This window comes from Nocardioides maradonensis, assembly GCF_054777115.1.
This window is the reverse complement of record NZ_BAAHAZ010000015.1, coordinates 42,507-67,974: the sequence shown is the minus strand read 5'-3', so window position 1 is coordinate 67,974 and position 25,468 is coordinate 42,507. Positions and strand designations below refer to the sequence as shown.

26 protein-coding genes are annotated in these 25,468 nt (G+C 72.0%); 23 read left to right on the top strand and 3 right to left on the bottom strand.

Features of this window, described 5'->3' with window-relative positions:
* The first annotated feature begins 37 nt into the window (after positions 1 to 37).
* Positions 38 to 634 (top strand): hypothetical protein, encoded by a 597-nt coding sequence (locus ACYVAQ_RS17455; RefSeq protein WP_460791697.1) that lies wholly within the window; start codon positions 38 to 40, stop codon positions 632 to 634.
* Positions 635 to 682: 48 nt separating this feature from the next.
* Here ACYVAQ_RS17455 and ACYVAQ_RS17450 read toward each other — a convergent pair whose 3' ends face one another.
* The 3 genes from ACYVAQ_RS17450 to ACYVAQ_RS17440 all read right to left on the bottom strand — a co-directional run bounded on the left by ACYVAQ_RS17450 (position 683) and on the right by ACYVAQ_RS17440 (position 2,639).
* Positions 683 to 1,243: an RNA polymerase sigma factor gene (locus ACYVAQ_RS17450; protein WP_460791696.1), complete on the bottom strand. Its 561-nt coding sequence runs from the start codon at positions 1,241 to 1,243 to the stop codon at positions 683 to 685.
* A complete protein-coding gene (locus ACYVAQ_RS17445; protein ID WP_460791695.1) occupies positions 1,240 to 1,962 on the bottom strand; it encodes a hypothetical protein in 723 nt (240 codons plus the stop codon). Before ACYVAQ_RS17445 ends, ACYVAQ_RS17450 begins: the two co-directional genes overlap by 4 nt.
* 74 nt (positions 1,963 to 2,036) lie before the next feature.
* Positions 2,037 to 2,639 (bottom strand): hypothetical protein, encoded by a 603-nt coding sequence (locus tag ACYVAQ_RS17440; protein WP_460791693.1) that lies wholly within the window; start codon positions 2,637 to 2,639, stop codon positions 2,037 to 2,039.
* A gap of 271 nt (positions 2,640 to 2,910) precedes the next feature.
* Here ACYVAQ_RS17440 and efp point away from each other — a divergent pair, with 271 nt between their 5' ends.
* The 22 genes from efp (at position 2,911) to ACYVAQ_RS17330 (ending at position 25,270) form a co-directional block, all read left to right on the top strand.
* Positions 2,911 to 3,477, top strand: a complete 567-nt coding sequence (gene efp, locus ACYVAQ_RS17435) for an elongation factor P (RefSeq protein WP_460791691.1) — start codon at positions 2,911 to 2,913, stop codon at positions 3,475 to 3,477.
* Between the two features lies 1 nt (position 3,478).
* A complete protein-coding gene (gene nusB, locus ACYVAQ_RS17430) occupies positions 3,479 to 3,886 on the top strand; it encodes a transcription antitermination factor NusB (protein ID WP_460791690.1) in 408 nt (135 codons plus the stop codon).
* A 144-nt stretch (positions 3,887 to 4,030) separates the two neighbouring features.
* Complete coding sequence (locus tag ACYVAQ_RS17425) at positions 4,031 to 5,404, top strand: dihydrolipoyl dehydrogenase family protein (protein ID WP_460791689.1); 1,374 nt, start codon at positions 4,031 to 4,033, stop codon at positions 5,402 to 5,404.
* A 239-nt stretch (positions 5,405 to 5,643) separates the two neighbouring features.
* Positions 5,644 to 6,576 carry a MinD/ParA family ATP-binding protein gene (locus ACYVAQ_RS17420; protein ID WP_460791688.1) on the top strand — a complete coding sequence of 311 codons (933 nt, stop codon included), beginning with the start codon at positions 5,644 to 5,646 and terminating at the stop codon, positions 6,574 to 6,576.
* 76 nt (positions 6,577 to 6,652) lie between these two features.
* Positions 6,653 to 6,823: a CsbD family protein gene (locus ACYVAQ_RS17415; RefSeq protein WP_460791687.1), complete on the top strand. Its 171-nt coding sequence runs from the start codon at positions 6,653 to 6,655 to the stop codon at positions 6,821 to 6,823.
* Positions 6,824 to 6,931: 108 nt separating this feature from the next.
* The gene (locus ACYVAQ_RS17410; protein ID WP_460791686.1) at positions 6,932 to 7,915 is read left to right on the top strand and encodes a TIGR03557 family F420-dependent LLM class oxidoreductase; all 984 of its coding nucleotides are present in this window, start codon (positions 6,932 to 6,934) and stop codon (positions 7,913 to 7,915) included.
* 80 nt (positions 7,916 to 7,995) lie between these two features.
* On the top strand, positions 7,996 to 8,541 hold the full coding sequence (gene pyrR / locus ACYVAQ_RS17405) for a bifunctional pyr operon transcriptional regulator/uracil phosphoribosyltransferase PyrR (RefSeq protein ID WP_460791684.1): 546 nt from the start codon (positions 7,996 to 7,998) through the stop codon (positions 8,539 to 8,541).
* On the top strand, positions 8,538 to 9,485 hold the full coding sequence (locus ACYVAQ_RS17400; RefSeq protein WP_460791683.1) for an aspartate carbamoyltransferase catalytic subunit: 948 nt from the start codon (positions 8,538 to 8,540) through the stop codon (positions 9,483 to 9,485). The genes pyrR and ACYVAQ_RS17400 overlap by 4 nt, the downstream gene beginning before the upstream one ends.
* Entirely contained in the window at positions 9,482 to 10,768 is a 1,287-nt protein-coding gene (locus ACYVAQ_RS17395) for a dihydroorotase (protein WP_460791682.1), read from the top strand. The genes ACYVAQ_RS17400 and ACYVAQ_RS17395 overlap by 4 nt, the downstream gene beginning before the upstream one ends.
* Positions 10,769 to 10,796: 28 nt before the next feature.
* Positions 10,797 to 11,213, top strand: a complete 417-nt coding sequence (locus ACYVAQ_RS17390; protein WP_460791681.1) for a nitroreductase family deazaflavin-dependent oxidoreductase — start codon at positions 10,797 to 10,799, stop codon at positions 11,211 to 11,213.
* Between the two features lie 115 nt (positions 11,214 to 11,328).
* Entirely contained in the window at positions 11,329 to 12,465 is a 1,137-nt protein-coding gene (carA, locus tag ACYVAQ_RS17385) for a glutamine-hydrolyzing carbamoyl-phosphate synthase small subunit (RefSeq protein ID WP_460791748.1), read from the top strand.
* A 1-nt stretch (position 12,466) separates the two neighbouring features.
* Positions 12,467 to 15,763 (top strand): carbamoyl-phosphate synthase large subunit, encoded by a 3,297-nt coding sequence (gene carB, locus ACYVAQ_RS17380; protein WP_460791680.1) that lies wholly within the window; start codon positions 12,467 to 12,469, stop codon positions 15,761 to 15,763.
* Positions 15,760 to 16,800, top strand: a complete 1,041-nt coding sequence (locus ACYVAQ_RS17375) for a quinone-dependent dihydroorotate dehydrogenase (RefSeq protein WP_460791679.1) — start codon at positions 15,760 to 15,762, stop codon at positions 16,798 to 16,800. The genes carB and ACYVAQ_RS17375 overlap by 4 nt, the downstream gene beginning before the upstream one ends.
* A complete protein-coding gene (locus ACYVAQ_RS17370; protein ID WP_460791678.1) occupies positions 16,800 to 17,957 on the top strand; it encodes an alpha-hydroxy-acid oxidizing protein in 1,158 nt (385 codons plus the stop codon). Before ACYVAQ_RS17375 ends, ACYVAQ_RS17370 begins: the two co-directional genes overlap by 1 nt.
* On the top strand, positions 17,954 to 18,790 hold the full coding sequence (gene pyrF / locus ACYVAQ_RS17365; protein ID WP_460791677.1) for an orotidine-5'-phosphate decarboxylase: 837 nt from the start codon (positions 17,954 to 17,956) through the stop codon (positions 18,788 to 18,790). Before ACYVAQ_RS17370 ends, pyrF begins: the two co-directional genes overlap by 4 nt.
* Entirely contained in the window at positions 18,787 to 19,260 is a 474-nt protein-coding gene (locus tag ACYVAQ_RS17360) for a hypothetical protein (RefSeq protein ID WP_460791676.1), read from the top strand. The genes pyrF and ACYVAQ_RS17360 overlap by 4 nt, the downstream gene beginning before the upstream one ends.
* 73 nt (positions 19,261 to 19,333) lie before the next feature.
* On the top strand, positions 19,334 to 19,651 hold the full coding sequence (gene mihF, locus ACYVAQ_RS17355; RefSeq protein ID WP_460791675.1) for an integration host factor, actinobacterial type: 318 nt from the start codon (positions 19,334 to 19,336) through the stop codon (positions 19,649 to 19,651).
* Positions 19,651 to 20,235: a guanylate kinase gene (gene gmk / locus ACYVAQ_RS17350; protein ID WP_460791674.1), complete on the top strand. Its 585-nt coding sequence runs from the start codon at positions 19,651 to 19,653 to the stop codon at positions 20,233 to 20,235. Before mihF ends, gmk begins: the two co-directional genes overlap by 1 nt.
* A complete protein-coding gene (gene rpoZ, locus ACYVAQ_RS17345) occupies positions 20,235 to 20,552 on the top strand; it encodes a DNA-directed RNA polymerase subunit omega (protein ID WP_460791673.1) in 318 nt (105 codons plus the stop codon). Before gmk ends, rpoZ begins: the two co-directional genes overlap by 1 nt.
* 16 nt (positions 20,553 to 20,568) lie before the next feature.
* Positions 20,569 to 21,780: a bifunctional phosphopantothenoylcysteine decarboxylase/phosphopantothenate--cysteine ligase CoaBC gene (coaBC, locus tag ACYVAQ_RS17340; RefSeq protein WP_460791672.1), complete on the top strand. Its 1,212-nt coding sequence runs from the start codon at positions 20,569 to 20,571 to the stop codon at positions 21,778 to 21,780.
* Between the two features lie 84 nt (positions 21,781 to 21,864).
* Positions 21,865 to 23,064, top strand: a complete 1,200-nt coding sequence (gene metK / locus ACYVAQ_RS17335; RefSeq protein WP_460791671.1) for a methionine adenosyltransferase — start codon at positions 21,865 to 21,867, stop codon at positions 23,062 to 23,064.
* Between the two features lie 175 nt (positions 23,065 to 23,239).
* Positions 23,240 to 25,270 (top strand): primosomal protein N', encoded by a 2,031-nt coding sequence (locus tag ACYVAQ_RS17330; RefSeq protein WP_460791670.1) that lies wholly within the window; start codon positions 23,240 to 23,242, stop codon positions 25,268 to 25,270.
* The last annotated feature ends 198 nt before the right edge of the window (positions 25,271 to 25,468 follow it).

Below are 25,468 nucleotides of genomic sequence, written 5' to 3'. Positions count from 1 at the left end.
ACACGGTGCATCGGCACCCCGGATCTCGGAGGTACTCGTGAAGTCTTTGGTCAGCAAGCTCGCGGCGGTCGCGTTCGTGGGCTCGACGCTCGCCGGCATCGGTGCCGCGAGCATCGCACCGGCCCAGGCCGTGTGCGACGCCAACACGTACACGTCGACGCCCTACGTGGGTCGTCAGGTGTGGATCCCCACCAGCCTGATGTCGGCCTGGCGCACCGATGGCACCATCCGGCGGACCGAGTCCCAGGGGTCGAGCACCTCCTCGACCAAGGGCGAGATGCACGAGGTCACCGCCACGGGCAAGGTCGGCGCGAAGGTCGGGCCCATCGGCGCCGAGGTGACGACGACCTACCACCAGCGGTGGAACCAGAGCGTGACCAGCTCGACGTCGTACCGCGACACCTGGAGCTACACCTTCAAGGTGCCCACCGACGGACAGCTCTGGCACGCCCGGCTCTACAAGCTGGGCCGGGTCTTCAAGTACAAGACCACCCACTTCGCCTACCCGTGCACGCCGATCACGCAATGGCACTACGGCGCCGCGCCGTACACCGGCAACGGGTCCACGAAGTTCTACTGGCGGCTGGAGAACCGCAAGCACCTGGGCGACCTGCGCTACGACGGCCTCGGCTGACCGACGTGCGAACGCGGCGCGGGCACCCTTCGGGGTGTCCGCGCCGTGTCATGCCGGATCGAAGACGGGTCGCGGCTCGGCGGCACGCCGGAGGCGGCCGATCGCCCGGTGCCGCGCCACGCGCACCGCGGTGACCGACATCTCGAGCGCCGCGGCGGTCTGCTGCGCGTCGAGCCCGGCGACCTCCATCGCGGCGATCACGTCGGCCTCGCGGGGAGAGAGCGTGGCGAGCTGGCGGCGTACCCAGTCACTGGCGGCGACCGACTCGGCGACACCGTCCACGATGCCCCAGGCCTCGGGGTGCTCGGTGCTGTCGGTGGGGTCGGTCCTGCGGCGCTCGCTGCGTCGGCGGGCGTTCAGCGCGACGTTCCGGGCGATGCCGAAGAGCCAGCCCGCGAAGGCGTCACGATCGCCGTTGAAGTCGGCGATGGACTGCGCAGCGACCAGCCAGGTCTCGGCCACGACGTCCTCGGGTGCGACGGCGACGTCGCGGCTGGGCCGGCTGCGCAACCAGACCAGCAGACGCCCGGTCGTGGCTTCGTACAGCTCACTCCAGGCGTCCGCTTCTCCGCTCCTCGCGCGTTCGACGAGGTCGTCGCGGGTCGTCACGCCCCGTCCTGGCCTCCGTCTGTCCCGAGCACGTCGATCCTGGTGATGGTGAGGGAGGACGGCGTGCTCGTGGCCAGACCGCCGTCGTGACCGCCGCTGGAGCCGCCCTTGCCGCCGCCCGAGTCGTCGCCACCGCTTCCCCCACTGGTGGGCGCGGGGGTCGGGGTGTCACGGCCGCTGGTGCCGTCATCGCCGCCGCCCGAGCCGCCGCCGGAGCTGTCGTCACCACCGCGACCGCCACCGCTGGTGTCGTCGCCGCCGGAGGAGGAGCCGCTCGTGCCGTCGTCGCTGCCGCGGCCGCCGCTCCCGTGGTCGTCGGTGCCGGTGCCGCCCGTGCCCCGGCTCTGGTCGTGTCCCGGCGTCGAGCCGTGGCCGGAGTCGTCTGGGCGACCGGTGGGCTCGTCGGTCGCGTCGTCGGTCGCGGTGTCCTCGGACCCGGGGTCGTCAGCGCTGGGGGACGGGACCATGCTGACCGGTGGCGTCGGGCTCGGCTGGTGCGGGGTGTGGTCGCCGTCGATGTGCGATGCCGCGAAGGCGCCGGCGCCGGTCACGGCGATCACGGTGCCGGCGGCAGCCAGGCCCACGACCCAGCGGGGCCTCGCCGCGGCGGCGGCAGCCGGCACCGAGGCAGCTGCCAGGAGGCCGAGCTGCTCGGAGAACGCCGGGTCGGCGGGCGTCTCCGGGACGGGCACCGTGAGGTCGATCTCAGGTCGGGTCATCGCACTTCCTGTTGCCGGGTTGGCCCGCTCAGCGTAGCGCCGGGGAGCGGGCCAGCCCCCGTCTTCTGGGTCGGTCAGTTGTCGCCGCCGCCGTGGTGGCCGCTGTCGTCGGTCGCGCTGTCGGTCGCCGTGGGGGTGTCGGTCGGCGAGGGGGACTCGGACTGGTCGTCACCGCCGCGGCCCTGGTGGTCACCCTCGGTGTCGGTGGCCTCGGGCGTCTCGGTCTCGTTGTCATCGCCCTGGTTGTCGTCACCCTGGCTGTTGTCGCCGTGGTGGTCGCCGTGGTGGTCGCCCTCGCCCTGGTTGTCGCCCTGGTCGTCGGTGGCGGTCTCGGTCGGGTCGGTCTGGTCGGCCTCGGGCGAGTCGGTCTCGGTGGCGTCAGGGGTCTCCGTCGCGTGCGGGGTCTCGGTGGCGTCCGGGGTCTCGGTGGCGTCAGGGGTCTCCGTCGCGTGCGGGGTCTCGGTGGCGTCCGGGGTCTCGGTGGCGTCCGGGGTCTCGGTGGCGTCAGGGGTCTCGCTGGCGTCAGGGGTCTCGCTGGCGTCCGGCGCGTCGGTGGGGTCGACCTGCGAGCTGTGGTCGGAGGAGGTGGCGGCCTGGACGGCGTACGCGCCGCCGAACGTACCGAGGACGAGGGCCGTCGTACCGGCCGCGATCTGGAACGGATTGAGCTTGCGCATGGGTGCTCCTGGGGAGAAGGAATCGGGGTACCGGGCACCGTTCTGGCGTGCCCGTTCACTCCGCTCATGTCGCGGCCCGTCACGGGCATTACATGCGATTCGAGGAGGTGTCGCGGCGCCGTTCGCGGGTGCCTGCTCGCCGGTTTCAGAACTCGCGGTGGCGCCGACTAGACTCGGGCGCCGCTCGGTACGCCGAGCGATGGGACTACGTACGCGGGCGCGCCCGCGTGCTTCTTTGACACACAGACATCGGTAGGGGCGAGAGACGCGCATGGCAACCACGAACGACCTGAAGAACGGCATGGTGCTCAACCTCGAGGGCCAGCTCTGGACCGTGGTGGAGTTCCAGCACGTCAAGCCGGGCAAGGGCCCCGCGTTCGTCCGCACCAAGCTCAAGCACGTCGAGTCGGGCAAGAACGTCGACAAGACCTTCAACGCCGGCACCAAGGTCGAGACCGCGACCGTCGACAAGCGCACCTGGCAGTACCTCTACAACGACGGCACGTCGTACGTCTTCATGGACGGCACCACCTTCGAGCAGCTCGAGGTCGCGCCGGAGGTCGTCGGTGACGCCGCCAACTTCATGCTCGAGAACACCGACGTCATCATCGCCATGAACGAGGGCCGCGTCCTCTTCATCGAGCTTCCCGCGTCGGTCGAGCTCACCATCACCTACACCGAGCCCGGTGTCATGGGCGACTCGGCCACCGGCCGCACCAAGCCCGCCACCCTCGAGACCGGCGCTGAGATCCAGGTCCCGCTGTTCATCGAGAACGGCGAGAAGATCAAGGTCGACACCCGCGACGGCGGCTCCTACCTGTCCCGTGTGAAGGGCTGAGGTGTCGGCTCGTAGCAAGGCGCGCAAGCGCGCGCTCGACGTCCTGTACGCCGCCGACATGCGCGGCGAGACCGGCGTCGAGGCGTTCGCCCGGGTCTCGAAGGAGACCGAGGCACCGAGCAACCCGTACACCGAGGAGCTCGTGCGCGGCGTCACCGAGCACCAGGAGCGCATCGACGAGGTGCTCGAGGAGTACGCCGAGGGCTGGACCCTCGCGCGGATGCCGGCCGTCGACCGCAACGTCCTGCGCATCGGAGCGTTCGAGATCCTCTTCGCGGAGGACATCCCGGACCCGGTCGCGGTGAGCGAGGCGCTGGCGCTGGTCACCGAGCTCTCCACCGACGAGTCGCCGTCGTTCGTCAACGGCGTCCTGGGCGCGATCGTGCGCTACAAGGACGCCCTCATCTAATTGCGCGAGCGCGTCTTCGGAACCGCCGGCGGCGCGGCAGGATCCGCTCGGACGCTGCAGGACGGATTCCGCCGACGGCTCCTCCCGCCGCGCTGCCGCGCGTGACGCTGTTCCTCTGACCTCAACCTCCGTAGGGTCGGTCCCATGGCCGACTCCACGGAGGTTGATGTCGTTGTCGTCGGGCTCGGGCCCGGCGGGGAGCACGCTGCGGCGGAGCTCGCGAGCGCGGGGCTGGAGGTGGTGGGCGTCGACCGCCGCCTCGTCGGCGGCGAGTGTCCCTACTTCGGGTGCATCCCGTCGAAGATGATCGTCCGTGCCGCGGGCCTCGTCGCCGAGGCGCGGAGGATCCCGGGCATGGCCGGCACCGTCGAGGTGCTGCCGAGCTGGGAGCCGGTCGCGCGGCGGATCCGCGAGGAGGCCACCGACGACTGGGACGACGCGGTCGCCGTCGAGCGGCTGGAGAAGGCCGGGGCCCGCTTCGTCCGGGGCACCGGCCGGCTCACCGGGCCGCGCACGGTCCGGGTCGACACCGCGGATGGGGCGGTCGAGGTCACCGCCCGGCGCGGCGTGGTGCTCAACACCGGCACCGAGCCGGCGGTGCCGCCGATCGACGGGCTCGCCGGCACGCCGTACTGGACGAACCGGGACGCCGTCCGCGTCACCGAGCTGCCCTCGAGCCTCGTCGTGCTGGGTGGGGGAGCGATCGGCTGCGAGCTCGCCCAGGCGTTCGCCCGGTTCGGCGTACCGGTCACGGTGGTGGAGGCCGGCGAGCGCATCCTCGGCCCGGAGGAGCCGGAGGCCTCCTCGGTCGTCGCGGCCGCCATGGCGGCGGACGGCGTCACGGTGCTGACCGGTGTGGGCGCGTCCTCGGTCCGGTACGACGAGGGCTTCCACCTGACCCTCGCCGACGGTACGTCGATCAGCTCGGCCGCCCTGCTCGTCGCCACCGGACGCACCACGAACCTGCGCGACATCGGGCTCGACACGGTCGGCCTCGACCCGTCGGCGCGGACCCTCGACCCCGACGACCGGATGCGGGTCGGCGACGGGCTGTGGGCGATCGGCGACATCACCGGCAAGGGCGCGTTCACGCACGTGTCGATGTACCAGGCCGGCGTGGCCATCCGCTCGGTCCTCGGCGAGGACGGTCCCTGGGCCGACTACCGGGCCGTCGGCCGCGTCACGTTCACCGATCCGGAGGTCGGCTCGGTCGGCATGACCGAGACGCAGGCGCGCGCAGCCGGGGTGGACGTGCACGTCGGCCTCGCCGACCTCGCCTCCTCCAGCCGCGGCTGGCTGCACGGTCCCGGGGGTGCGGGCGTCATCAAGCTCGTCGCCGACGCCACCCGCGGCGTGCTCGTCGGCGGTACGACGGTCGGCCCCTCGGGCGGTGAGGTGCTCGGCTGGGTGGCGACCGCGGTGCACGCACAGGTCCCGATCGCGACGCTGCGCACCATGCACTTCGCCTATCCCACCTTCCACCGGGCGATCGAGACGGCACTCGGCGATCTCGGCTGAGGCGGCGGTTGAGCCGGGGCGTGCTCGGGTAGGTTGACCTCGCCGTACAACCTGCTCGGAGGTGGTGCCCGGTGAGTCATCCCGTCGACCCTGTCGGTCCGGACCCGATGTCCGGACTCGGTCCGCGTCCCTCGGCGCCGCCCCCGGTGGCCCCGCCCCCGACGTACCCACCGGCGGCGCCGCCTGCGCCCACACCCGCACCGACGTCGGTGACGCCCACCGACGAACCGCGCCGGTTCATGTCGGCCACCGACTTCCTGGACCGGCGGGACACCACCGCGGAGCTGGGGCCGGCGACGTGGGGATGGCGCGGTCGCGCACGCCGCTGGACCGGCGGGCTCGTGCGCCCCCGGATGGGCGCGAAGGAGCTGTCCTTCCACCAGGACCGCCGCCAGATCCAGAAGGACTTCGACGGACCGCGGACCATCGCGTTCGTGAACCCGAAGGGCGGAGCGGCCAAGACGACGGGTGTGCTCGCGGCAGGATTCACCTTCGGCACCGTGCGCGGTGGGGGCGTCGTGGCGTGGGACAACAACGAGACGCGCGGCACCCTCGGCATCCGCGGTTCGCGCAGCGCCCATCGCAACACCACCCGCGAGCTGCTCGAGGACCTCGGCCGGTTCAAGGACGTCTACCAGTCGCGCATCGGCGACCTGGGGGCGTTCGTCCGCTCCCAGGGCGACGCGCACTTCGACGTCCTCGCCTCGGACGAGCGGCCGGACGTGACCGGCCAGATCCACGCCAAGGACTTCACCGAGGTCCACCACCTGCTGGAGCGCTTCTACCGGATCATCCTGGTCGACACCGGCAACAACATGCGGGCCGAGAACTGGCTCGCCGCCGCCGAGGCCGCCGACCTCCTCGTCGTCACGAGCACGGTCCGCGAGGACACCGGCTACAGCGGCCTGTGGATGCTCGACGCCCTCCAGGACGCCGGCTACCAGAACCTCAAGTACAAGACCGTCACCGTGCTGTCCGACCCCGGAGACAAGGTCGACCCGAAGCTCGCCGCCGACCTGACCCAGGTCTACGAGCAGCGCACCCGCGCGGTCTACCGGGTGCCCTACGACCCGGCGCTGGTCTCCGGGTCGGTCGTCCCGTACGACCAGCTCTCGGAGGCGACGAAGCGGGCCTGGCTCCGGGCCTGCGCGGGGATGGCGTCCGCCCTCTGAGCCACGCCGATGCATCCTCCGCCGACCGCCGGGTACGGGACCCCTGACCACCCGATCCGAGCGAGAGGAGATCGCCATGGGTTTCGACGACAAGCTCGAGAACACCGCCCAGGAGAAGATGGGCGAGGCCAAGGAAGCGATGGGCAAGGCCAGCGACGACAAGGACCTCGAGAACGAGGGCAAGGCCGACCAGGTGAAGGGCGACCTCAAGCAGGCTGGCGAGAAGGTCAAGGACGCCTTCAGCTGATCTGCTGAGCGGCCGAGCCGCAGCACGTGACGACGGAGGGACCTCCCGGGGTTCCTCCGTCGTCGTACGTGGGGTGAGTGATCGGCGAAGTCGGGTACCCGGGCCCGCATGACGAACTTCGGCTACACCCTGATGACCGAGCAGAGCGGCCCCCGCGACCTCGTCGAGTACGCCGTCGCCGCCGAGCGGGTCGGCTTCGACTTCGAGGTCTGCAGCGACCACTACGCGCCGTGGCTGGAGGAGCAGGGTCACGCGCCGTACGCCTGGGCCGTCCTCGGCGCGGTCGCACACGCCACCGAGCGGGTCGGGCTGATGACCTACGTGACCTGCCCCACCGTGCGGTACCACCCGGTCGTGGTCGCCCAGAAGGCCGCGACGCTCGCGATCCTCTCCGAGGAGCGGTTCACCCTGGGCCTCGGCGCGGGGGAACGCCTCAACGAGCACGTCGTCGGCGAGGGCTGGCCCGGCGTCGAGACCCGGCACGCGATGCTGGTGGAGGCGATCGGCCTGATCCGCAGCCTCCTCGCGGGCGAGACCGTCGACCACGCGGGTGAGTTCTACACCGCCGACGCCGCCCGCCTCTGGGACCTGCCGGACCGCCCCCTCGAGATCGGTGTCGCCGTCAGCGGCCCGCGATCGATCGGCGCGCTCGCGCCGCTCGCGGACCACCTCGTCGCCGTCGAGCCCTCGGCCCAGCTCGTCACCGGCTGGAACGCCACCGGCGGTGCGCCGCGCATCGGCGACCCGGCGCGCGCCGTCGGGCAGATCCCGATCTGCTGGGCGCCCGACGAGGAGGAAGGTCGCCGCATCGCGCACGAGCAGTTCCGCTGGTTCGGCGGCGGTTGGGCGGTCAACGCCGAGCTGCCCGACCCGCGCGGCTTCGCCGGCGCGAGCCAGTTCGTCCGCGTGGACGACGTCGCGGGCTCGATCCCGTGCGGCCCGGACCTGGACGCGATCGCCGAGGCGGTGCTCGCCTACCCGCGCGCCGGCTTCACCGACGTCGCGCTGGTGCAGGTCGGTGACCGCCACCAGCGCAGGTTCCTCGACGAGGCGGCGGGACCGCTGCTCGACCGGCTGCGGTCCGGCGCCTGATCCCGAGACGGTAGGGTGAGGCACGACGTTCGACACCTTTAACGAGCCGTCCCGTGAGGCGGAGAAGGAGTCAGGCGCTGATGCCTGTTGATCACCCGTCCCCGGGACGTGTCGTCCTGGATGCTGACGACGTCGCCCGTGCGCTGACCCGCATCTCGCACGAGATCCTGGAGCGCAACAAGGGCGCCGAGGACCTGCTCCTGCTCGGCCTGCACACCCGCGGTGTGCCGCTGGCCCAGCGGATCGCGGCCAAGATCGCGGAGGTGGAGGGTACGACGGTCGCGACCGGCTCGCTGGACGTGACCATGTACCGCGACGACCTGCGCACCCACCCGACGCGCAGCCCGCACCAGACCCAGATCCCCGCCGGTGGGATCGACGGCAAGACCGTGGTGATCGTCGACGACGTGCTGTTCAGCGGCCGCACCATCCGCGCCGCGCTCGACGCGCTGAGCGACCTCGGCCGGCCTGCCGTGGTGCGGCTCGCGGTGCTGGTCGACCGCGGCCACCGCGAGCTGCCGATCCGCGCCGACCACGTCGGCAAGAACCTGCCGACGGCCCGCTCCGAGCGGGTCCACCTGCGCCTGGTCGAGACCGACGGGGAGGACGAGGTGACCATCCGATGAAGCACCTGCTCAGCATCGACGACGTCGACGCCGGCCAGATCGAGCAGATCTTCGCCACGGCGGCCGAGATGCACGACGTGCAGAAGCGCTCGGTGAAGAAGCTGCCCGCGCTGCGTGGCCGCACGGTCATCAACCTGTTCTTCGAGGACTCCACCCGCACCCGGTCCAGCTTCGAGATCGCGGGCAAGTGGTTGTCGGCCGACGTCATCAACATCTCCGCGAAGGGCTCCAGCACCTCCAAGGGCGAGAGCCTGCGCGACACCGTCCTCACGGTGACCGCGATGGGGATCGACGGCCTGGTCGTCCGGCACCACGCGAGCGGCGCCGCGAAGCAGATCAGCCAGTGGATCGACGTACCGGTCATCAACGCGGGCGACGGCACCCACGAGCACCCCACCCAGGCGCTGCTCGACGGCTACACCCTGACCCGCCGGCTCGGCTCGCTCGAGGGCAAGCACGTCGCCATCGTCGGCGACCTCACCCACAGCCGCGTCTTCCGCAGCAACGTGAAGAGCCTGGCCAAGCTCGGCGCGAAGGTCACCGCCGTCGCGCCGCCGACCCTGATGCCCTCGGGCATCGGCGACTGGTCGAAGGCGGACGGGTTCGCCACGTCGTACGACCTGGACCCGGTGCTGCCCGAGGTCGACGCGGTGATGATGCTGCGGGTCCAGAAGGAGCGGATGAGCGGCGGCTACTTCCCGACCGCCCGCGAGTACACCGTCGGCTACGGCCTCACCCGCCCGCGGCTGTCCCTGCTCCGACCCGGTACGCCGATCCTGCACCCCGGCCCGATGAACCGCGGCCTGGAGATCTCGGCCGAGGCGGCCGACGCGATCGACCAGTCCGCCGTCCTCGACCAGGTCTCCGCCGGTGTGGCCGTGCGGATGGCCGTCCTGTACCACCTGCTCGCCGGAGAGCCCGAGACGAACGAGGGGCACGAATGAGCCTGCTGATCAAGGGCGCGCGCGTCCTCGGTGGCGAGCCCGCCGACGTGTACGTCGAGGACGGCGTCATCACCGAGATCGGCGCCATCCACGGCTCCACCGGCGAGACGATCGACGCCGACGGCCTGGTGCTGCTGCCCGGCTTCGTCGACCTGCACACCCACCTGCGCGAGCCCGGCCGCGAGGACGCCGAGACCGTGCAGTCCGGCTCCGAGGCGGCGGCCGTCGGCGGGTTCACGGCGGTTCTCGCGATGGCGAACACGAACCCCGTCACCGACACCGCCGAGGCCGCCGAGCGCGTGCTCGACCTGGGCGAGAAGGCCGGGCTGGTCGACGTGCAGCCGGTCGGCGCGGTCACCAAGGGCCTGGCCGGCGAGGAGCTCGCCGAGCTCGGGCTGATGGCCCGCAGCCGCGCGAGGGTCCGCGTCTTCTCCGACGACGGGAAGTGCGTCGCCGACCCGCGGGTCATGCGGCGGGCGCTGGAGTACGTCAAGGCGTTCGGCGGCGTGATCAGCCAGCACAGCCAGGACCCCGCGCTGGCGCCGTACGGCAGCGCGTGCTGCCACGAGGGCGAGCTGTCCGGACGGCTCGGCCTCCCGGGCTGGCCCGGCGTCGCCGAGGACGTCATCGTCGCGCGCGACGTGATGCTCGCGCGGCACACCGGCAGCCGGGTGCACGTCGCGCACGTCTCGACGGCGGGCTCGGTCGAGGTCATCCGCTGGGCGAAGGCGCAGGGCATCGACGTCACCGCCGAGGTCACCCCGCACCACCTCCTGCTGACGACCGACCTGCTCGGCGGCTACGACCCGACGTACAAGGTGAACCCGCCGCTGCGCCCGGCCGAGGACGTCGAGGCGCTGCGCGCCGCGCTCGCCGACGGCACCATCGACGCCGTCGCCACCGACCACGCCCCGCACGCCCGGCACGACAAGGAGCACGCGTTCGTCGACGCCGCCTTCGGCATGCTCGGCCTGGAGACGGCGCTCGCCGTCGTCAGCACCGTCATGGTCGGCGGCGGCCTGCTCGACTGGGCCGGCGTCGCGCGGGTGATGAGCGAGAACCCCGCGCGGATCGCCGGTCTCGAGGGCCACGGCCAGCAGGTCGCGGTCGGGTCGCCGGCCAACCTCACCCTCGTCGACCCGTCGGCCACGGTCACGATCGACCGCGACACCTCGGTCTCGCTGAGCCGCAACAACCCCTGGCACGGCCGCGAGCTCACCGGCGCCGTCCGCGCCACCCTGCTCCGCGGCCGCCCCACCGTCCTGGACGGCTCCCTGGTCTGAGCCCTCCGGGCGCGGCGGGATCGAGGTCATGGACTTCAACCAGCAGATCATCGACGCCTTCCGGTCCCACGGCGGCGACGTCCAGGAGCCCGTCGCCTTCGGCAAGGTGCTGATCCTGGTCCACATCCCGCGCAAGGACGGCTCGATCCGGCCGCAGCCGCTGCGCAACATGCCCGACGGCGACGCCTGGATGGTCGCCGGGTCCGCTGGCGGCTCGGACAGGACGCCGGGCTGGGTGCACGCGCTGCGCCGTGCCGACGAGGTCGACATCGAGGTGCCCGCCGACCCCGTGCCGCAGACCGTCCGGGTGCGGGTCGAGGAGCTCGAGGGCGCGGCGTACGACCGCGCCTGGAGCATCTTCAAGGAGACCGAGCCGGGCTTCGCGGAGTACGAGGAGAAGGCGGGCGGCCGCCGCATCCCCGTGTTCCGCTTCACCCGGATCTGACCGTACGCCGGTGCGGGTCGGCAGGCTCCTGGCTGGTAGTCTCGCCGGCGAACCGAACGTCCTTTAACGACCGTCCCGTGAGGCGGAGAAGGAGGCCCGGGTGCCTTTGCACGCCATGCCAGCACTGCTCGTTCTCGAGGACGGCCGCACCTTCCGCGGCGAGTCCTACGGCGCCGAGGGGGAGACCTTCGGAGAGGCCGTCTTCTCGACCGGCATGACCGGCTACCAGGAGACGCTGACCGACCCGTCGTACCACCGCCAGGTGGTCGTGATGACCGCTCCCCATGTCGGCAACACCGGCATGAACGACGAGGACCCCGAGTCCCGGCGCATCTGGGTCGCCGGGTACGTCGTCCGCGATCCCGCCCGCGTCCCGTCGAGCTGGCGCAGCCGCCGCAGCCTCGACGACGAGCTGCGCGAGCAGGGCGTCGTCGGCATCTCCGGCATCGACACCCGCGCCCTCACCCGGCACCTGCGCGAGGCCGGCGCGATGCGTGTCGGCATCTCCACGGTGGAGACCGACCCGGCCACGCTGCTGGAGAAGGTCAGGGCGTCCGCCGAGATGACCGGCGCCAACCTCTCCGACGCCGTCTCGGTCACGGAGGCGTACGTCGTCCCCGCGCAGGGCGAGAAGCGCTTCACCGTCGCCGCGATCGACCTCGGCATCAAGGCCAACACGCCGCGGATGATGAGCGAGCGGGGAATCGAGGTGCACGTGCTGCCGTCCACGGCGAGCATCGACGACGTCAACGCCGTGGGTGCCGACGGGCTGTTCTTCTCCAACGGTCCCGGCGACCCGGCGGCGACCACCGGCCAGGTGGAGCTGCTCAAGGCCGCGCTGGGCGAGGGGATCCCGTACTTCGGCATCTGCTTCGGCAACCAGCTGTTCGGGCGCGCGCTCGGCTTCGGCACCTACAAGCTCAAGTACGGCCACCGCGGCATCAACCAGCCGGTGCTCGACCGCACCACGGGACGCGTCGAGGTGACCGCCCACAACCACGGCTTCGCGGTCGACGCGCCGCTGGAGACCAGCACCACCACGCCGTACGGCGAGGCCACGGTCTCCCACATCAACCTCAACGACGACTGCGTGGAGGGCCTCGAGCTCCGCGAGGTCTCGACAGGCTCGACCACCGGAAAGCTCAAGGCGTTCAGCGTGCAGTACCACCCCGAGGCAGCGGCCGGCCCGCACGACGCGGCGTACCTCTTCGACAGGTTCTGCGAGCTGATGACCGCACGGAAGGAGGCCTGACATGCCCAAGCGCGACGACATCAAGTCCGTCCTCGTCATCGGGTCCGGCCCGATCATCATCGGCCAGGCCTGCGAGTTCGACTACTCGGGCACCCAGGCCTGCCGGGTCCTGAAGGACGAGGGCCTGCGGGTCATCCTCATCAACTCCAACCCTGCCACGATCATGACCGACCCCGAGTTCGCCGACGCGACGTACGTCGAGCCGATCACCCCGGAGTTCGTCGAGAAGGTCATCGCCAAGGAGCGACCCGACGCGATCCTGCCGACCCTCGGCGGCCAGACCGCCCTCAACGCGGCCATCGCCATGCACGAGCGCGGCGTGCTCGAGAAGTACGGCGTCGAGATGATCGGCGCCAACTTCGACGCCATCCACCGCGGTGAGAACCGCGAGCTGTTCAACGCCATCGTGAAGAAGGTCGGCGGCGAGGTCGCCCGCTCGGTCATCTGCCACTCGATGGAGGACGTCCTGGCCGCGGTCGACACCCTCGGCGGTGTCTACCCGGTCGTCATCCGCCCGTCCTTCACCATGGGCGGCACCGGATCGGGCATCGCCTACGACGTCGAGGACCTGCACCGGCTCGCCGGCGCGGGTCTCGCGGCCAGCCCCACGACCGAGGTCCTCATCGAGGAGTCGATCCTCGGGTGGAAGGAGTACGAGCTGGAGGTGATGCGCGACAAGAACGACAACGTCGTCATCATCTGCTCGATCGAGAACTTCGACCCGATGGGCACCCACACCGGCGACTCGATCACGGTCGCCCCGGCGATGACGCTGACCGACCGCGAGTACCAGCACCTGCGCGACCTCGCCATCGGCATCATCCGCGAGGTCGGCGTCGACACCGGCGGCTGCAACATCCAGTACGCCGTCAACCCCGCCGACGGCCGGGTCATCGTCATCGAGATGAACCCGCGGGTGTCCCGGTCGTCCGCCCTCGCGAGCAAGGCGACCGGCTATCCGATCGCGAAGATCGCCGCCAAGGTGGCCGTCGGCTACACGCTCGACGAGATCGCCAACGACATCACCGAGGACACCGCCGCGAGCTTCGAGCCGACCCTCGACTACGTCGTGGTGAAGGTGCCGCGCTTCGCGTTCGAGAAGTTCCCGACCGCCGACGACACCCTGACCACCCACATGAAGTCGGTCGGCGAGGCCATGTCGATCGGCCGGAACTTCACCGAGGCGTTCAACAAGGCGCTGCGGTCGATGGAGAACAAGAAGGCCCCCTTCGACTTCGCCTCCGAGGCCGGCGACCTGGACACCCTGCTCGAGCAGGTCGCCCGGCCCCACGACGGCCGGGTCCAGAAGGTCATGCTCGCGATCCGCGCCGGCGCGACCCCCGAGCAGGTCTTCGAGGCCACGAGGATCGACCCCTGGTTCGTCGACCAGCTCTTCCTCATCAACGAGGTCGCCGAGAAGGTCGCCGCCGCCGAGTCGCTCGATGCGACCCACCTGCGGTTGGCCAAGCGGCACGGCTTCGCCGACAGCCAGGTCGCGGCGATCAGGGGGATCACCGAGGCCGAGGTCCGCGCGATCCGGCACGCCCTCGACATCCGGCCGGTCTACAAGACGGTGGACACGTGCGCGGCCGAGTTCAAGGCGTTGACGCCGTACTACTACTCGTCGTACGACGAGGAGACCGAGGTGCTGCCGCGCGAGAAGCCGGCCGTCCTCATCCTCGGCTCGGGCCCGAACCGGATCGGTCAGGGCATCGAGTTCGACTACTCCTGCGTGCACGCAGCGCTCGAGCTGTCCAAGGCCGGCTACGAGACCATCATGGTCAACTGCAACCCCGAGACCGTGAGCACCGACTACGACACGGCCGACCGGCTCTACTTCGAGCCGCTCACGCTCGAGGACGTGCTGGAGATCTACCACGCCGAGCTCGCCGCCGGCCCGGTCGCGGGTGTCATCGCCACCCTGGGCGGCCAGACCCCGCTCGGCCTGGCCCAGGGCCTCAAGGACGCCGGCGTCCCGATCGTCGGCACCCAGCCCGAGGCCATCGACCTCGCCGAGGAGCGCGGCGCCTTCGGGCGGGTGCTCGACGAGGCCGGCCTGGTCGCGCCCAAGCACGGCACCGCGGTCTCGTACGACGACGCGCAGGCGATCGCCCACGAGATCGGCTACCCGGTCCTGGTCCGCCCCAGCTACGTCCTGGGCGGCCGCGGCATGCAGATCGTCTTCTCCGACGACCAGCTCCGCTCCTACCTGGAGCTCGCCACCGAGCTGATCAGCGAGGACCGGCCGGTCCTCATCGACCGGTTCATCGACGACGCGGTCGAGATCGACGTGGACGCGCTGTACGACGGCCAGGAGCTCTTCCTCGGCGGCGTCATGGAGCACATCGAGGAGGCCGGGGTCCACTCCGGCGACTCCTCCTGCACCCTGCCGCCGATCACGCTCGGCGCCTCGGAGATCGAGCGGATCCGCGCGGCCACCGAGGGCATCGCCAAGGGCGTGGGCGTGCGCGGCCTGATCAACATCCAGTTCGCGCTCGGCTCCGACGTGCTCTACGTCCTGGAGGCCAACCCGCGCGCCAGCCGCACGGTCCCGTTCGTCTCCAAGGCGACCGGCACCTCGCTGGCCAAGGCCGCGAGCCGGGTGATGATGGGCGAGTCGATCGCCGAGCTGCGCAAGGTCGGCATCCTGCCCGAGACCGGTGACGGCGGCACGCTGCCTGCCGACGCGCCGATCGCGGTCAAGGAGGCGGTGCTGCCGTTCAACCGGTTCCGCACCCCGGAGGGCAAGTTCGTCGACTCCGTGCTGGGGCCGGAGATGAAGTCGACCGGTGAGGTCATGGGCTTCGACTCCGACTTCGGCACGGCGTTCAGCAAGTCGCAGGCGGCGGCGTACGGACCGCTTCCGACCAGCGGCAAGGTGTTCATCTCGATCGCCAACCGCGACAAGCGCTCGATGATCTTCCCGGCCCGGGTGCTGGCCGACTACGGCTTCGAGATCCTCGCCACGCAGGGCACCGTCGAGGTGCTGCGGCGCAACGGCATCGAGGCGACGGTCGTGCGCAAGCACTTCGAGGGTGAGGGCGGTCCCGGTGAGAAGACGTCGGTCCAGATGATCCTGGACGGCGAGATCGACCTCATCGTGAACACCCCGAACGGCTCGGCCTCCGAGGCCCGCGTCGACGGCTACGAGATCCGGGCGGCCGCGGTGCTCACCGGCACCCCGTGCATCACCACGGTCCAAGGTGCCGCGGCCGCGGTCCAGGGCATCGCCGCGATCCGCGCCGGTGACATCGGGGTGAGGTCGCTGCAGGAGTGGTCCGCCGAGGCGGGACGTTGAGGCTCTACGACGCCGCGTTCAAGCACGGCTTCGCGAAGCTCGACCCGGAGAAGGCCCACCACCTGGCGTTCGGCGCGATCCGCGCCGCCACGCCGGTGCTGGCGCGCGCGCCCTTCCCGGGGCGTGCGGTCAAGGCGCTCGGCCTGACCTTCCCGAACGTGCTCGGCCTCGCCGCCGGCTTCGACAAGCTCGGCATCGGGTACGACGCCCTCGGCGGGCTCGGCTTCGGGCACGTCGAGATCGGCACCGTCACGGCGCTGGCCCAGCCGGGCAACCCGCAGCCGCGGCTGTTCCGGCTGGTCGAGGACCGCGCGGTCGTCAACCGGATGGGCTTCAACAACGACGGCGCGGCGGCCGTGGCACAACGGCTCGCAGCGCACCGGCGTACCGGCAGGGGTCCGATCCTCGGCGTCAACATCGGCAAGTCCAAGGTCGTGCCCGACGAGGACCAGGCCGCGGTCGAGGCCGACTACGCGACGTCGACCCGCCTGCTCGCGCCGTACGCCGACTACCTGGTCGTCAACGTGAGCTCGCCGAACACCCCGGGCCTGCGCAACCTGCAGGCGGTCGAGAAGCTGGCGCCGCTGCTGACCCACGTCCGCCGGGTGGCCGACGAGACGCGTCCCGACCACCGGGTGCCGCTGCTGGTGAAGATCGCTCCTGATCTCGCGGACGAGGACGTCACCGCGGTGGCGGACATGGCGCTGAGCCTCCGGCTCGACGGCATCATCGCCACCAACACCACGATCAGCCGCGACGGGCTCCGCTCGTCGGCGGCGCAGGTCGAGGCGTGCGGCGCGGGCGGTCTGTCCGGTGCGCCGCTCCGCGAGCGCTCCACGGAGGTCGTCCGCCGGCTCCGGGCGCGGGTCGGGCACGAGCTGACCCTCATCGGCGTCGGTGGCATCTCCACCGCCGCCGACGCGCGCGAGCGGCTCGACGCGGGCGCCGACCTGCTCCAGGGCTACACCGCCTTCATCTACGGTGGGCCCACGTGGCCCCGGGAGATCCTGAGGGGCCTGGCGAAAGGGAAGCGCTGATGGCCTTCGGTGACTACCAGCTCGAGCTCTACCTGGGCGCGCTCGGCGGCACGCTGCCGGCCCACCCGTTCAGCTACGAGGAGCTGGAGCGCAACGCCCTCGCGGCGTTGCCGCCCGAGCTGCGTACGTACGTCGCCGGCGGCGCCGGTGACGAGGCGACGCAGCGGGCCAACGTGGCGGCGTTCGCCGACCACGCGCTCGTGCCGCGGATGCTGCGGCCGTCGGGGGAGCGCGACCTCGGTGTCGACCTCTTCGGCCAGCACCAGGACAGCCCGTTCCTGCTCGCCCCGGTCGGTGTCCTCGGGATCTGCACGCCGGACCAGCACGGCGACATCCACGGCGCGGAGGCGGCGGCCGCCACCGGCGTGCCCTTCATCGGCTCGACGCTGATGAGCGACCCGCTCGAGGACGTCGCGGCGTCGACCGAGGGCCGCAAGTGGTTCCAGCTCTACACGCCGAAGAACCGCGAGCTGGCCGAGAGCTTCGTGCGCCGTGCCGAGGAGGCCGGCTACGAGGCCATCGTCGTCACCCTCGACACGTGGGTCCCCGGCTGGCGGCCGCGCGACCTCGCGTCCGGCAACTTCCCGCAGCTGCGGGGCAAGTGCCTGGCCAACTACACCTCCGACCCCGTCTTTCAGGAGATGACCGGCGGCAGCCAGGACACCGGCACCATCGTGATGACCTGGGCGGGCGTGTTCGGTCACCAGGTCACCTGGGACGACCTGCCGTGGCTGCGCGGCCTGACCGACCTGCCGATCCTGGTCAAGGGGATCTGCCACCCCGACGACGCCCGCCAGGCGCTCGACGCGGGCATCGACGGCATCTACTGCTCCAACCACGGTGGGCGACAGGCCAACGGCGGGGGAGCGGCGCTGGGCTGGCTGCCCGACGTCGCGGTGGCGGTCGACGGGCGTGCGCCGATCGTCTTCGACTCCGGGATCCGCACCGGGGCTGACGCCGCCAAGGCGCTCGCGCTGGGCGCCGACGCGGTCGCCATCGGCCGCCCCTATGTCTACGGCCTCGCCCTGGGCGGCGTTCCGGGCGCGGTCCACCAGCTCCGGTCGCTCCAGGCCGAGCTCGACCTGATCATGGCCGTCGACGGCTACCCGTCGCTGGCCGACCTCACCCCCGAGTCCCTCAGGAAGGTTGCCCGTTGAGCAGTTTCGGAGAGCGCGTCGCCGCCGCCATGGCCGAGCGCGGCCAGTTCTGCGTGGGGATCGACCCGCACAGCAGCCTGCTCCACGAGTGGGGGTACGACGACGACCTTGCCGGCCTCGAGCGGTTCGCGCTCGCTGCGACGGAGGCCGTGGCGCCGTACTGCTCGGTGATCAAGCCGCAGTCGGCGTTCTACGAGCGCTTCGGCAGCCGCGGGGTCGCCGTGCTGGAGAAGGTCATCGCCACCGGCCGGGAGGCGGGTGCGCTCGTCCTGCTCGACGTGAAGCGCGGCGACATCGGCTCCACCTCGCAGGCGTACGCCGACGCCTACCTCGACCCGCGCTCGCCGCTGTTCTCCGACGCGATCACGGTCAGCCCCTACCTGGGCTTCGGCTCGCTCACGCCGTTCGTCGACACCGCTCGCCGCAACGACGCGGGGCTCTTCGTCCTCGCCGCGACCTCCAACAAGGAAGGCCCCGAGGTCCAGGAGGCCCTCACCACCGAGGAGCACGGCGCCCGCACGGTCGCCTCGTCGATGCTGGAGCACCTCCGCGAGCTCAACGCGGCCGCGAGCCCGATGGGCTCGTTCGGCGCGGTCGTCGGCGCCACCATCGACGGCAGCGGCCTGGACTTCGCCATCAACGGACCGATCCTGGCTCCCGGGTACGGCGAGCAGGGCGGCACCACCCACGACATCCTGCGCATCTTCGGCGCCAGCGCCGGTCACGTCCTGGCCAGCTCCTCGCGGGGCGTGCTGCGGCTGGGGCCCGACCCGGTGGCGATGCGCGACGCGATCCTGCGGGCCAACGACGAGCTGCGGGGCCTGGCCGGGTGACCCGCGCCGGCGTCGTCCGGGTCGTGGCGACCGTCGCGGTCGCGGCAGCGGTCGTGGCCGGCGTGCTGGTCTGGCGCGCCCACCGCGACCGCGATCCGTACGCCGCCTACTGCAGCCTCGTGGTCGACCACCGTGGGCTCATCTCGTCGGCGGCCGAGCAGGGCGCCGCCACCGGGCTGATCGCGGCGCTACCGAGCTTCCGCGCCCTTGCCGCGGCGGCACCCTCCGACATCGCCGACGACTGGGCTGTCGTCGTGTCGGCCATCAGCAACCTGGGCGACGCCCTGTCGGCCGCCGGGGTCGATCCGGCGACGTACGACCGCGCCCACCCGCCGGCCGGCGTCACCGCGCAGCAGCGCGGTGTCATCGACGCCGCGGCCACGCGGCTCGATTCCCGCGAGACCCGCGACGCGATGAGCGCGGTCGACCAGGAGGCGCGCGACGTGTGCCACAGCCCGCTGATGATGTGACGACTCCGCGTCTCAGAAACTCCAGTACCTACCTGCGTTGCTGGGTGTCGGGGCGGCTGGCTAGTGTGCCGATGTGGCCCTACCTCCTCTGACCCCGGAACAGCGTGCGGCCGCGCTCGACAAGGCGGCTGCAGCCCGCCGCGAGCGCGCCGCGATCAAGAATCGGCTCAAGCACTCGGGCGCCCAGATCGCCGACGTGCTGATCGAGGCCGAGACCAACGAGGTGCTGGCCAAGATGAAGGTCATCGACCTCCTGCAGTCGGTCCCGGGGCTCGGCAAGGTGCGCGCGCGCCAGATGATGGAGCGCATCGGCATCGCTGAGTCGCGACGCGTCCGGGGGCTCGGTGCGAAGCAGATCGCCGCCCTGGAGCGTGAGTTCGGCCTCGACTGATGGCGGACGGGAGCCGCCTGGTCGTGCTCGCCGGTCCGACCGCCGTCGGCAAGGGCACGGTCGTCGCTGACGTCCGCGAGCACCACCCCGAGGTGTGGCTGTCGGTGTCGGCCACCACGCGCAGGCCCCGGCCCGGCGAGGTCGACGGTGTGCACTACCTCTTCGTCGACGACGCGGAGTTCGACCGGATGGTCGCCGACGGCGACCTGATGGAGTGGGCCGTCGTCCACGGCCACCACCGCTACGGCACGCCGCGCGGCCCGGTCGACGAGGCCCTGGCGAGCGGCCGGCCCGCGCTGCTGGAGATCGACCTGCAGGGCGCGCGGCAGGTGCGGGCGACCATGCCGGAGGCCCTCTTCGTGTTCCTCAAGCCGCCGTCGTGGGAGGAGCTGGTCCGCCGGCTCGTCGGTCGCGGCACCGAGACCGAGGCCGAGCGCGAGCGCCGGCTCGCCACCGCGCGGGAGGAGCTGGCGTCGGAGAGCGAGTTCGACGCGACGATCGTCAACCGCGAAGTTCATGCTGCTGCGGAGGAGTTGGTAGCATTGTTGGGTTCCCCGTCATCCGACCGTGAGGTATCTCCGTAGTGTCTGCCCCGAACATCGACGCCGTGGGTGTCACCAACCCCCCGATCGATGACCTGCTCGCCAAGACCGACAGCAAGTACCGTCTGGTCCTCTACGGAGCCAAGCGCGCCCGGCAGATCAACGCCTACTACTCCCAGCTCGGCGAGGGCCTGCTGGAGTACGTCGGCCCGCTCGTGGAGACCCACGTGCAGGAGAAGCCGCTGTCGATCGCGCTGCGCGAGATCAGCGCCGACCTGCTGACCTGCGAGGAGATCGACCCGGCCGAGCTGGCCGCGGCCGAGGCTGCCGCCGAGGCGCCGCTCTCCGAGACCGAGTGACCTGAGGGCAACGACCGTGTCCCGGGTCGTCCTGGGCGTCTCGGGCGGCATCGCCGCCTACAAGGCGTGCGAGCTGCTGCGGCGGTTCACCGAGTCGGGGCACGACGTCACCGTCGTCCCCACCGCGTCCGCGCTGGAGTTCGTCGGTGCCCCCACGTGGGAGGCGCTCTCGGGCAAGTCGGTCGCGACCGAGGTGTTCGAGAACATCACCGATGTCCCGCACGTCCGGATCGGCCAGGAGGCCGACCTGGTCGTGGTGGCGCCGGCGACGGCGAACACCCTCGCGCGTGCGGCCCACGGCCTGGCCGACGACCTGCTCACCAACACGCTCCTGACGGCGCGCTGCCCGGTCGTGTTCGCCCCGGCGATGCACACCGAGATGTGGGAGCACCCGGCGACGCAGGTGAACGTGGCCACGCTGCGCGCCCGCGGCGCCGTCGTGATCGAGCCCGCCGAGGGGCGTCTGACCGGCAAGGACACCGGTAAGGGCCGGCTGCCCGACCCCGCCGAGATCTTCGAGCTGTGCGCGGAGGTCCTCGCGCGCGGCGCCGTACCGGCTCTCGACCTGGCGGGACGCCACGTCGTCGTGTCCGCCGGCGGCACCCGTGAGCGGCTCGACCCGGTGCGCTACCTCGGCAACAGCTCCTCGGGCCGCCAGGGCTACGCGCTGGCCCGCGCCGCCGCCGCCCGCGGCGCCGAGGTGACGCTGATCGCGGCCAATGTGACGCTGCCGGACCCGGCGGGCGTCAAGGTGGTCGGCGTCCGGTCGACCGCGGAGCTGCGTGACGCGGTGCTCGCGGCGGCGGGCAGCGCCGACGCGGTGGTCATGGCCGCCGCGCCCGCGGACTTCCGCCCGGTGACGACCTCGAGCGTGAAGATCAAGAAGGCGACCGACGGCTCCGCGCCGACGATCGAGCTCGAGCAGAACCCCGACATCCTCAAGGAGCTCAGCCACCACCGCCCGCGCCCGGGCATCGTGGTGGTCGGCTTCGCCGCCGAGACCGGTGACGCGACCGGCGGCGTGCTCGACCTGGCCCGCGCCAAGCTCGCCCGCAAGGGCTGCGACCTGCTGGTCGTCAACGACGTCAGCGGTGGAGCGGTCTTCGGCGAGGAGGAGAACGAGGCCGTGATCCTCGCGGCCGACGGCTCCTCGACATCGGTTCCCCGCGGGTCGAAGTCGGCTCTCGCGCACGTCATCTGGGATCGTGTAGCAGCGCTCATTTCCTGAGACCAATGTCCGGACTTCGGACGCACCCGTGGGAGGGCCACGTACAGTCCTCTACGGCACCCCTATCTAGACCAGGAGTTAGCAGTGACTGGACGTCTGTTCACCTCGGAGTCCGTGACCGAGGGTCACCCGGACAAGATCGCTGACCAGATCAGCGACACCGTGCTCGACTACCTCCTCGAGCACGACCCCACCAGCCGCGTCGCGGTCGAGACGCTGCTGACCACCGGCCTCGTCGTCGTGGCCGGCGAGGTGACCACCGAGGCGTACGCCCCGGTCGCCCAGCTCGTCCGCCAGAAGGTGCTCGAGATCGGCTACGACTCCTCCGACAAGGGCTTCGACGGCAACTCCTGCGGCGTCCAGGTCGCGATCGGCGCGCAGTCGCCCGACATCGCGCAGGGGGTCGACACCGCCGAGGACGTGCGGCTCGGCGGCTCGGCCGACGAGCTGGACCAGCAGGGTGCGGGCGACCAGGGCCTGATGTTCGGCTACGCGTGCGACGACACCCCGGAGCTGTTCCCGCTGCCGATCAAGATCGCGCAGACGCTCGCCGAGAAGCTCACCGAGGTCCGCAAGGACGGCACGCTGCCGTACCTGCGCCCCGACGGCAAGACCCAGGTCACCATCGAGTACGACGAGGACGACCGCGCCGTCCGGGTCGACACCGTCGTGCTGTCGACCCAGCACGCCGAGGACGTGAGCCAGGAGCAGATCGCCGCGGACATCAAGGCGAAGGTCATCGAGCCCGTCCTCGAGCAGTTCAAGACGAGCGTCCCGTTCGACGGCTACAAGCTGCACATCAACCCGACCGGCAAGTTCGTCGTCGGCGGCCCGATGGGTGACGCCGGCCTGACCGGCCGCAAGATCATCGTCGACACCTACGGCGGCATGGCCCGCCACGGTGGCGGCGCCTTCTCGGGCAAGGACCCGTCCAAGGTCGACCGCTCGGCCGCCTACGCCATGCGCTGGGTCGCCAAGAACATCGTCGCCGCGGGCCTGGCCCGTCGCGCCGAGGTCCAGGTCGCCTACGCCATCGGCGTCGCCAAGCCGGTCGGCGTCTTCGTCGAGACCTTCGGCACCGGCGTCGTCCCGGACGAGAAGATCCAGGAGGCCGTGCTGCAGGTGTTCGACCTGCGTCCCGCAGCCATCCTGCGCGACCTCGACCTGCGTCGCCCGATCTACGCCAAGACCGCGGCGTACGGTCACTTCGGCCGCGAGCTCCCCGAGTTCACCTGGGAGCGCACCGACCGCGCCGACGCGCTGAAGGCTGCCGCGGGCATCTGACCTGCCCCGACGAAGTGTCGGCCGCAACTGACAGAGTTCTCTGTGTGGTTGCGGCCGATCTTCTTCTTCGGGGGTCTCGATACGTCGCGTCGCGGCCTCGCGAGCTCGGCCGCGGCGACACTCGACCTCCTCGCCCGACGTCGCTCGGGCTTCGCCCGATCGACGAGGCTTGGACATGACCCCCGACGAGCCATTTTTGGACCTCCCGGGGTTGGTCCGTGACCGTGCCGCGGAGGGGCGCGCGAAGGCGGCCGCGACCCGCGCCCGCAAGGCGGCGTCGGTGGAGATCACGGACGAGCTGCCGGTGGCCCGGGTGGTGCCCGACCTGCCGTTCGCGCACCTGGACCGGGAGTTCGACTACGCCGTGCCGGTGACGATGGCCGAGTCGGCGCGGGCCGGGGTCCGGGTGAAGGTGCGCTTCGCCGGACAGGACGTGGACGGGTTCGTCCTCGAGCGGCGGGCCGACAGCGACCACGCGGGCCGGCTGGCGCCGCTGCGTCGCGTCGTGAGCCCGGAGCCGGTGCTGCACCCGCAGGTGCTCGCGGTGATCGACCGCGTCGCCGAGAGGTACGCCGGCACCCGCTCCTCGCTGCTGCGCCTGGCCGTGCCGCCGCGGCACGCCACCGTCGAGAAGGAGCCGTGGGTCCCGGCGCCCGTGCCCAAGGGGCGCGTCGAGCCGGCGGCCTGGGCGGCCTGGCCGCGCGGACCGGAGCTGGTGCAGGCGCTCGCGCGGGGCGACAGCCCGCGGGTGGTGTGGGGCGCGCTGCCGGGAGCGCCGTGGGTCGACCAGGTGGCGGCCGCGGCGTCGGCGACGCTCGCGGGAGGCCGCGGGACGCTCGTCGTCGTCCCGGACGGGCGGGACGCGACCCGGGTCGGCGCGGCGCTCGACGCCGCCGCGTGCCCGCACGTCGTGCTGTCCGCCGACTCCGGCCCGGCCCAGCGCTACCGCGACTTCCTCGCGATCAGCCGCGGCGAGACGCGGGTCGTGGTGGGCCCGCGCAGCGCTGTCTTCGCGCCGGTCCGCGACCTCGGGCTCGTGGTCGTGTGGGACGACGGCGACGACCTGCACGAGGAGCCGCGGGCGCCGTACTTCCACACCCGCGAGGTCGCGATGATCCGCGCGGAGGTGGAGGGCGCGGCGCTGGTGATCGGCGGCCACACCCGCACCCCCGAGGGACAGCTGCTCGTCCGCACCGGTGTCGCTGTCGAGCTGACGCCGCACCGCCACGCGTTGCGGGCGCACGTGACCTCCGGCGTCACCGGCGCGACCGACTTCGAGCTGCACCGCGACCCGTGGGCGCGGAGCGCCCGCCTCCCGCAGGAGGTGCACCGGCTGATCCGCGACGCCGTCGAGGCCGGTCCGGTGCTCGTCCAGGTCCCCCGCCAGGGGTACGCCGCCGCGCTGGCCTGCGCCACCTGCCGGACCGCCGCCCGGTGTCGCACCTGCACCGGACCGCTCCGCCAGGACGCCGCGACGGCACCGCCCACCTGCGGTTGGTGCGGTGCCGAGGACACCGCGTGGGTCTGTCCCGCGTGTGGCGACCGCGGCCTCCGTGCGCCCGTGGTGGGGGAGTCGCGGACCGCCGAGGAGCTCGGTCGGGCCTTCCCCGGCGTCCGCGTGGTCAGCTCGGGCGGCCAGCAGGTGCGATCCACCGTGCCCGACCGTCCGCGGTCCATCGTCGTCAGCACGCCGGGGGCGGAGCCCGTGGTCGAGGGCGCCGGCTATGCCGCCGTGGTCCTGCTCGACACGTGGCTGGCGCTGGCGCGTCCGTCGCTGCGGGTGCGCGAGGAGGCGTTGCGGCGCTGGATGAACGCCGCGGCCCTGGTCCGCCCCGGTGGGCGGGCGCTCGCCGTCGGTGACCCGGCCGACCCCGTCCTGCAGACCCTGGTCCGCTGGGCGCCGGCCGCCTTCGCGGAGCACGAGCTCGACGACCGTGCGTCCGCCCACCTGCCGCCGGTCAGCCGGCTGGTCACGATCACCGGCGACCCGGGCGCGGTCGACGACGCCCTGACGATCCTCGACCTGCCCGAGCACGCGGAGGTCCTCGGGCCGCTGCCGGTCGAGGACGAGCAGTCGCGCGTCGTCGTACGGGTCCCGTACGTCGAGGGTCCGTACCTGAGCGCCGCCTGCCGCGAGCTCAACCGGGTCCGCTCCGCGCGGAAGCTCGATCCCGTCAAGGTGAGGGTCGACCCCTCCGACCTGTGATGGCCGAGCGTGGCTCCGTCGGACCGACCTCGAGGGCACGGCTCCGTAGGCGCGAGCGGGTTTGGAGGCGGCCGGCCCGACTCCCGCCACGCTGCCGGCCGCCGGACCTGTGATGGCCGAGCGTGGCTCCGTCGGACCGACCTCGAGGGCACGGCTCCGTAGGCGCGAGCGGGTCCGGAGGCGGCCGGCCCGACTCCC

What these genes read in the sequence shown, in the direction of transcription:
- ACYVAQ_RS17445 (WP_460791695.1), bottom strand. Translation starts at nt 1,962, where the DNA reads ATGACCCGACCTGAGATCGACCTCACGGTGCCCGTCCCGGAGACGCCC.
- ACYVAQ_RS17440 (WP_460791693.1), bottom strand. Translation starts at nt 2,639, where the DNA reads ATGCGCAAGCTCAATCCGTTCCAGATCGCGGCCGGTACGACGGCCCTC.
- pyrR (WP_460791684.1), top strand. Translation starts at nt 7,996, where the DNA reads ATGCCTGTTGATCACCCGTCCCCGGGACGTGTCGTCCTGGATGCTGAC.
- efp (WP_460791691.1), top strand. Translation starts at nt 2,911, where the DNA reads ATGGCAACCACGAACGACCTGAAGAACGGCATGGTGCTCAACCTCGAG.
- ACYVAQ_RS17390 (WP_460791681.1), top strand. Translation starts at nt 10,797, where the DNA reads ATGGACTTCAACCAGCAGATCATCGACGCCTTCCGGTCCCACGGCGGC.
- gmk (WP_460791674.1), top strand. Translation starts at nt 19,651, where the DNA reads ATGGCGGACGGGAGCCGCCTGGTCGTGCTCGCCGGTCCGACCGCCGTC.
- ACYVAQ_RS17370 (WP_460791678.1), top strand. Translation starts at nt 16,800, where the DNA reads ATGGCCTTCGGTGACTACCAGCTCGAGCTCTACCTGGGCGCGCTCGGC.
- ACYVAQ_RS17330 (WP_460791670.1), top strand. Translation starts at nt 23,240, where the DNA reads ATGACCCCCGACGAGCCATTTTTGGACCTCCCGGGGTTGGTCCGTGAC.
- ACYVAQ_RS17410 (WP_460791686.1), top strand. Translation starts at nt 6,932, where the DNA reads ATGACGAACTTCGGCTACACCCTGATGACCGAGCAGAGCGGCCCCCGC.
- carB (WP_460791680.1), top strand. Translation starts at nt 12,467, where the DNA reads ATGCCCAAGCGCGACGACATCAAGTCCGTCCTCGTCATCGGGTCCGGC.
- ACYVAQ_RS17400 (WP_460791683.1), top strand. Translation starts at nt 8,538, where the DNA reads ATGAAGCACCTGCTCAGCATCGACGACGTCGACGCCGGCCAGATCGAG.
- carA (WP_460791748.1), top strand. Translation starts at nt 11,329, where the DNA reads ATGCCAGCACTGCTCGTTCTCGAGGACGGCCGCACCTTCCGCGGCGAG.
- ACYVAQ_RS17395 (WP_460791682.1), top strand. Translation starts at nt 9,482, where the DNA reads ATGAGCCTGCTGATCAAGGGCGCGCGCGTCCTCGGTGGCGAGCCCGCC.
- ACYVAQ_RS17420 (WP_460791688.1), top strand. Translation starts at nt 5,644, where the DNA reads ATGTCGGCCACCGACTTCCTGGACCGGCGGGACACCACCGCGGAGCTG.
- ACYVAQ_RS17425 (WP_460791689.1), top strand. Translation starts at nt 4,031, where the DNA reads ATGGCCGACTCCACGGAGGTTGATGTCGTTGTCGTCGGGCTCGGGCCC.
- ACYVAQ_RS17415 (WP_460791687.1), top strand. Translation starts at nt 6,653, where the DNA reads ATGGGTTTCGACGACAAGCTCGAGAACACCGCCCAGGAGAAGATGGGC.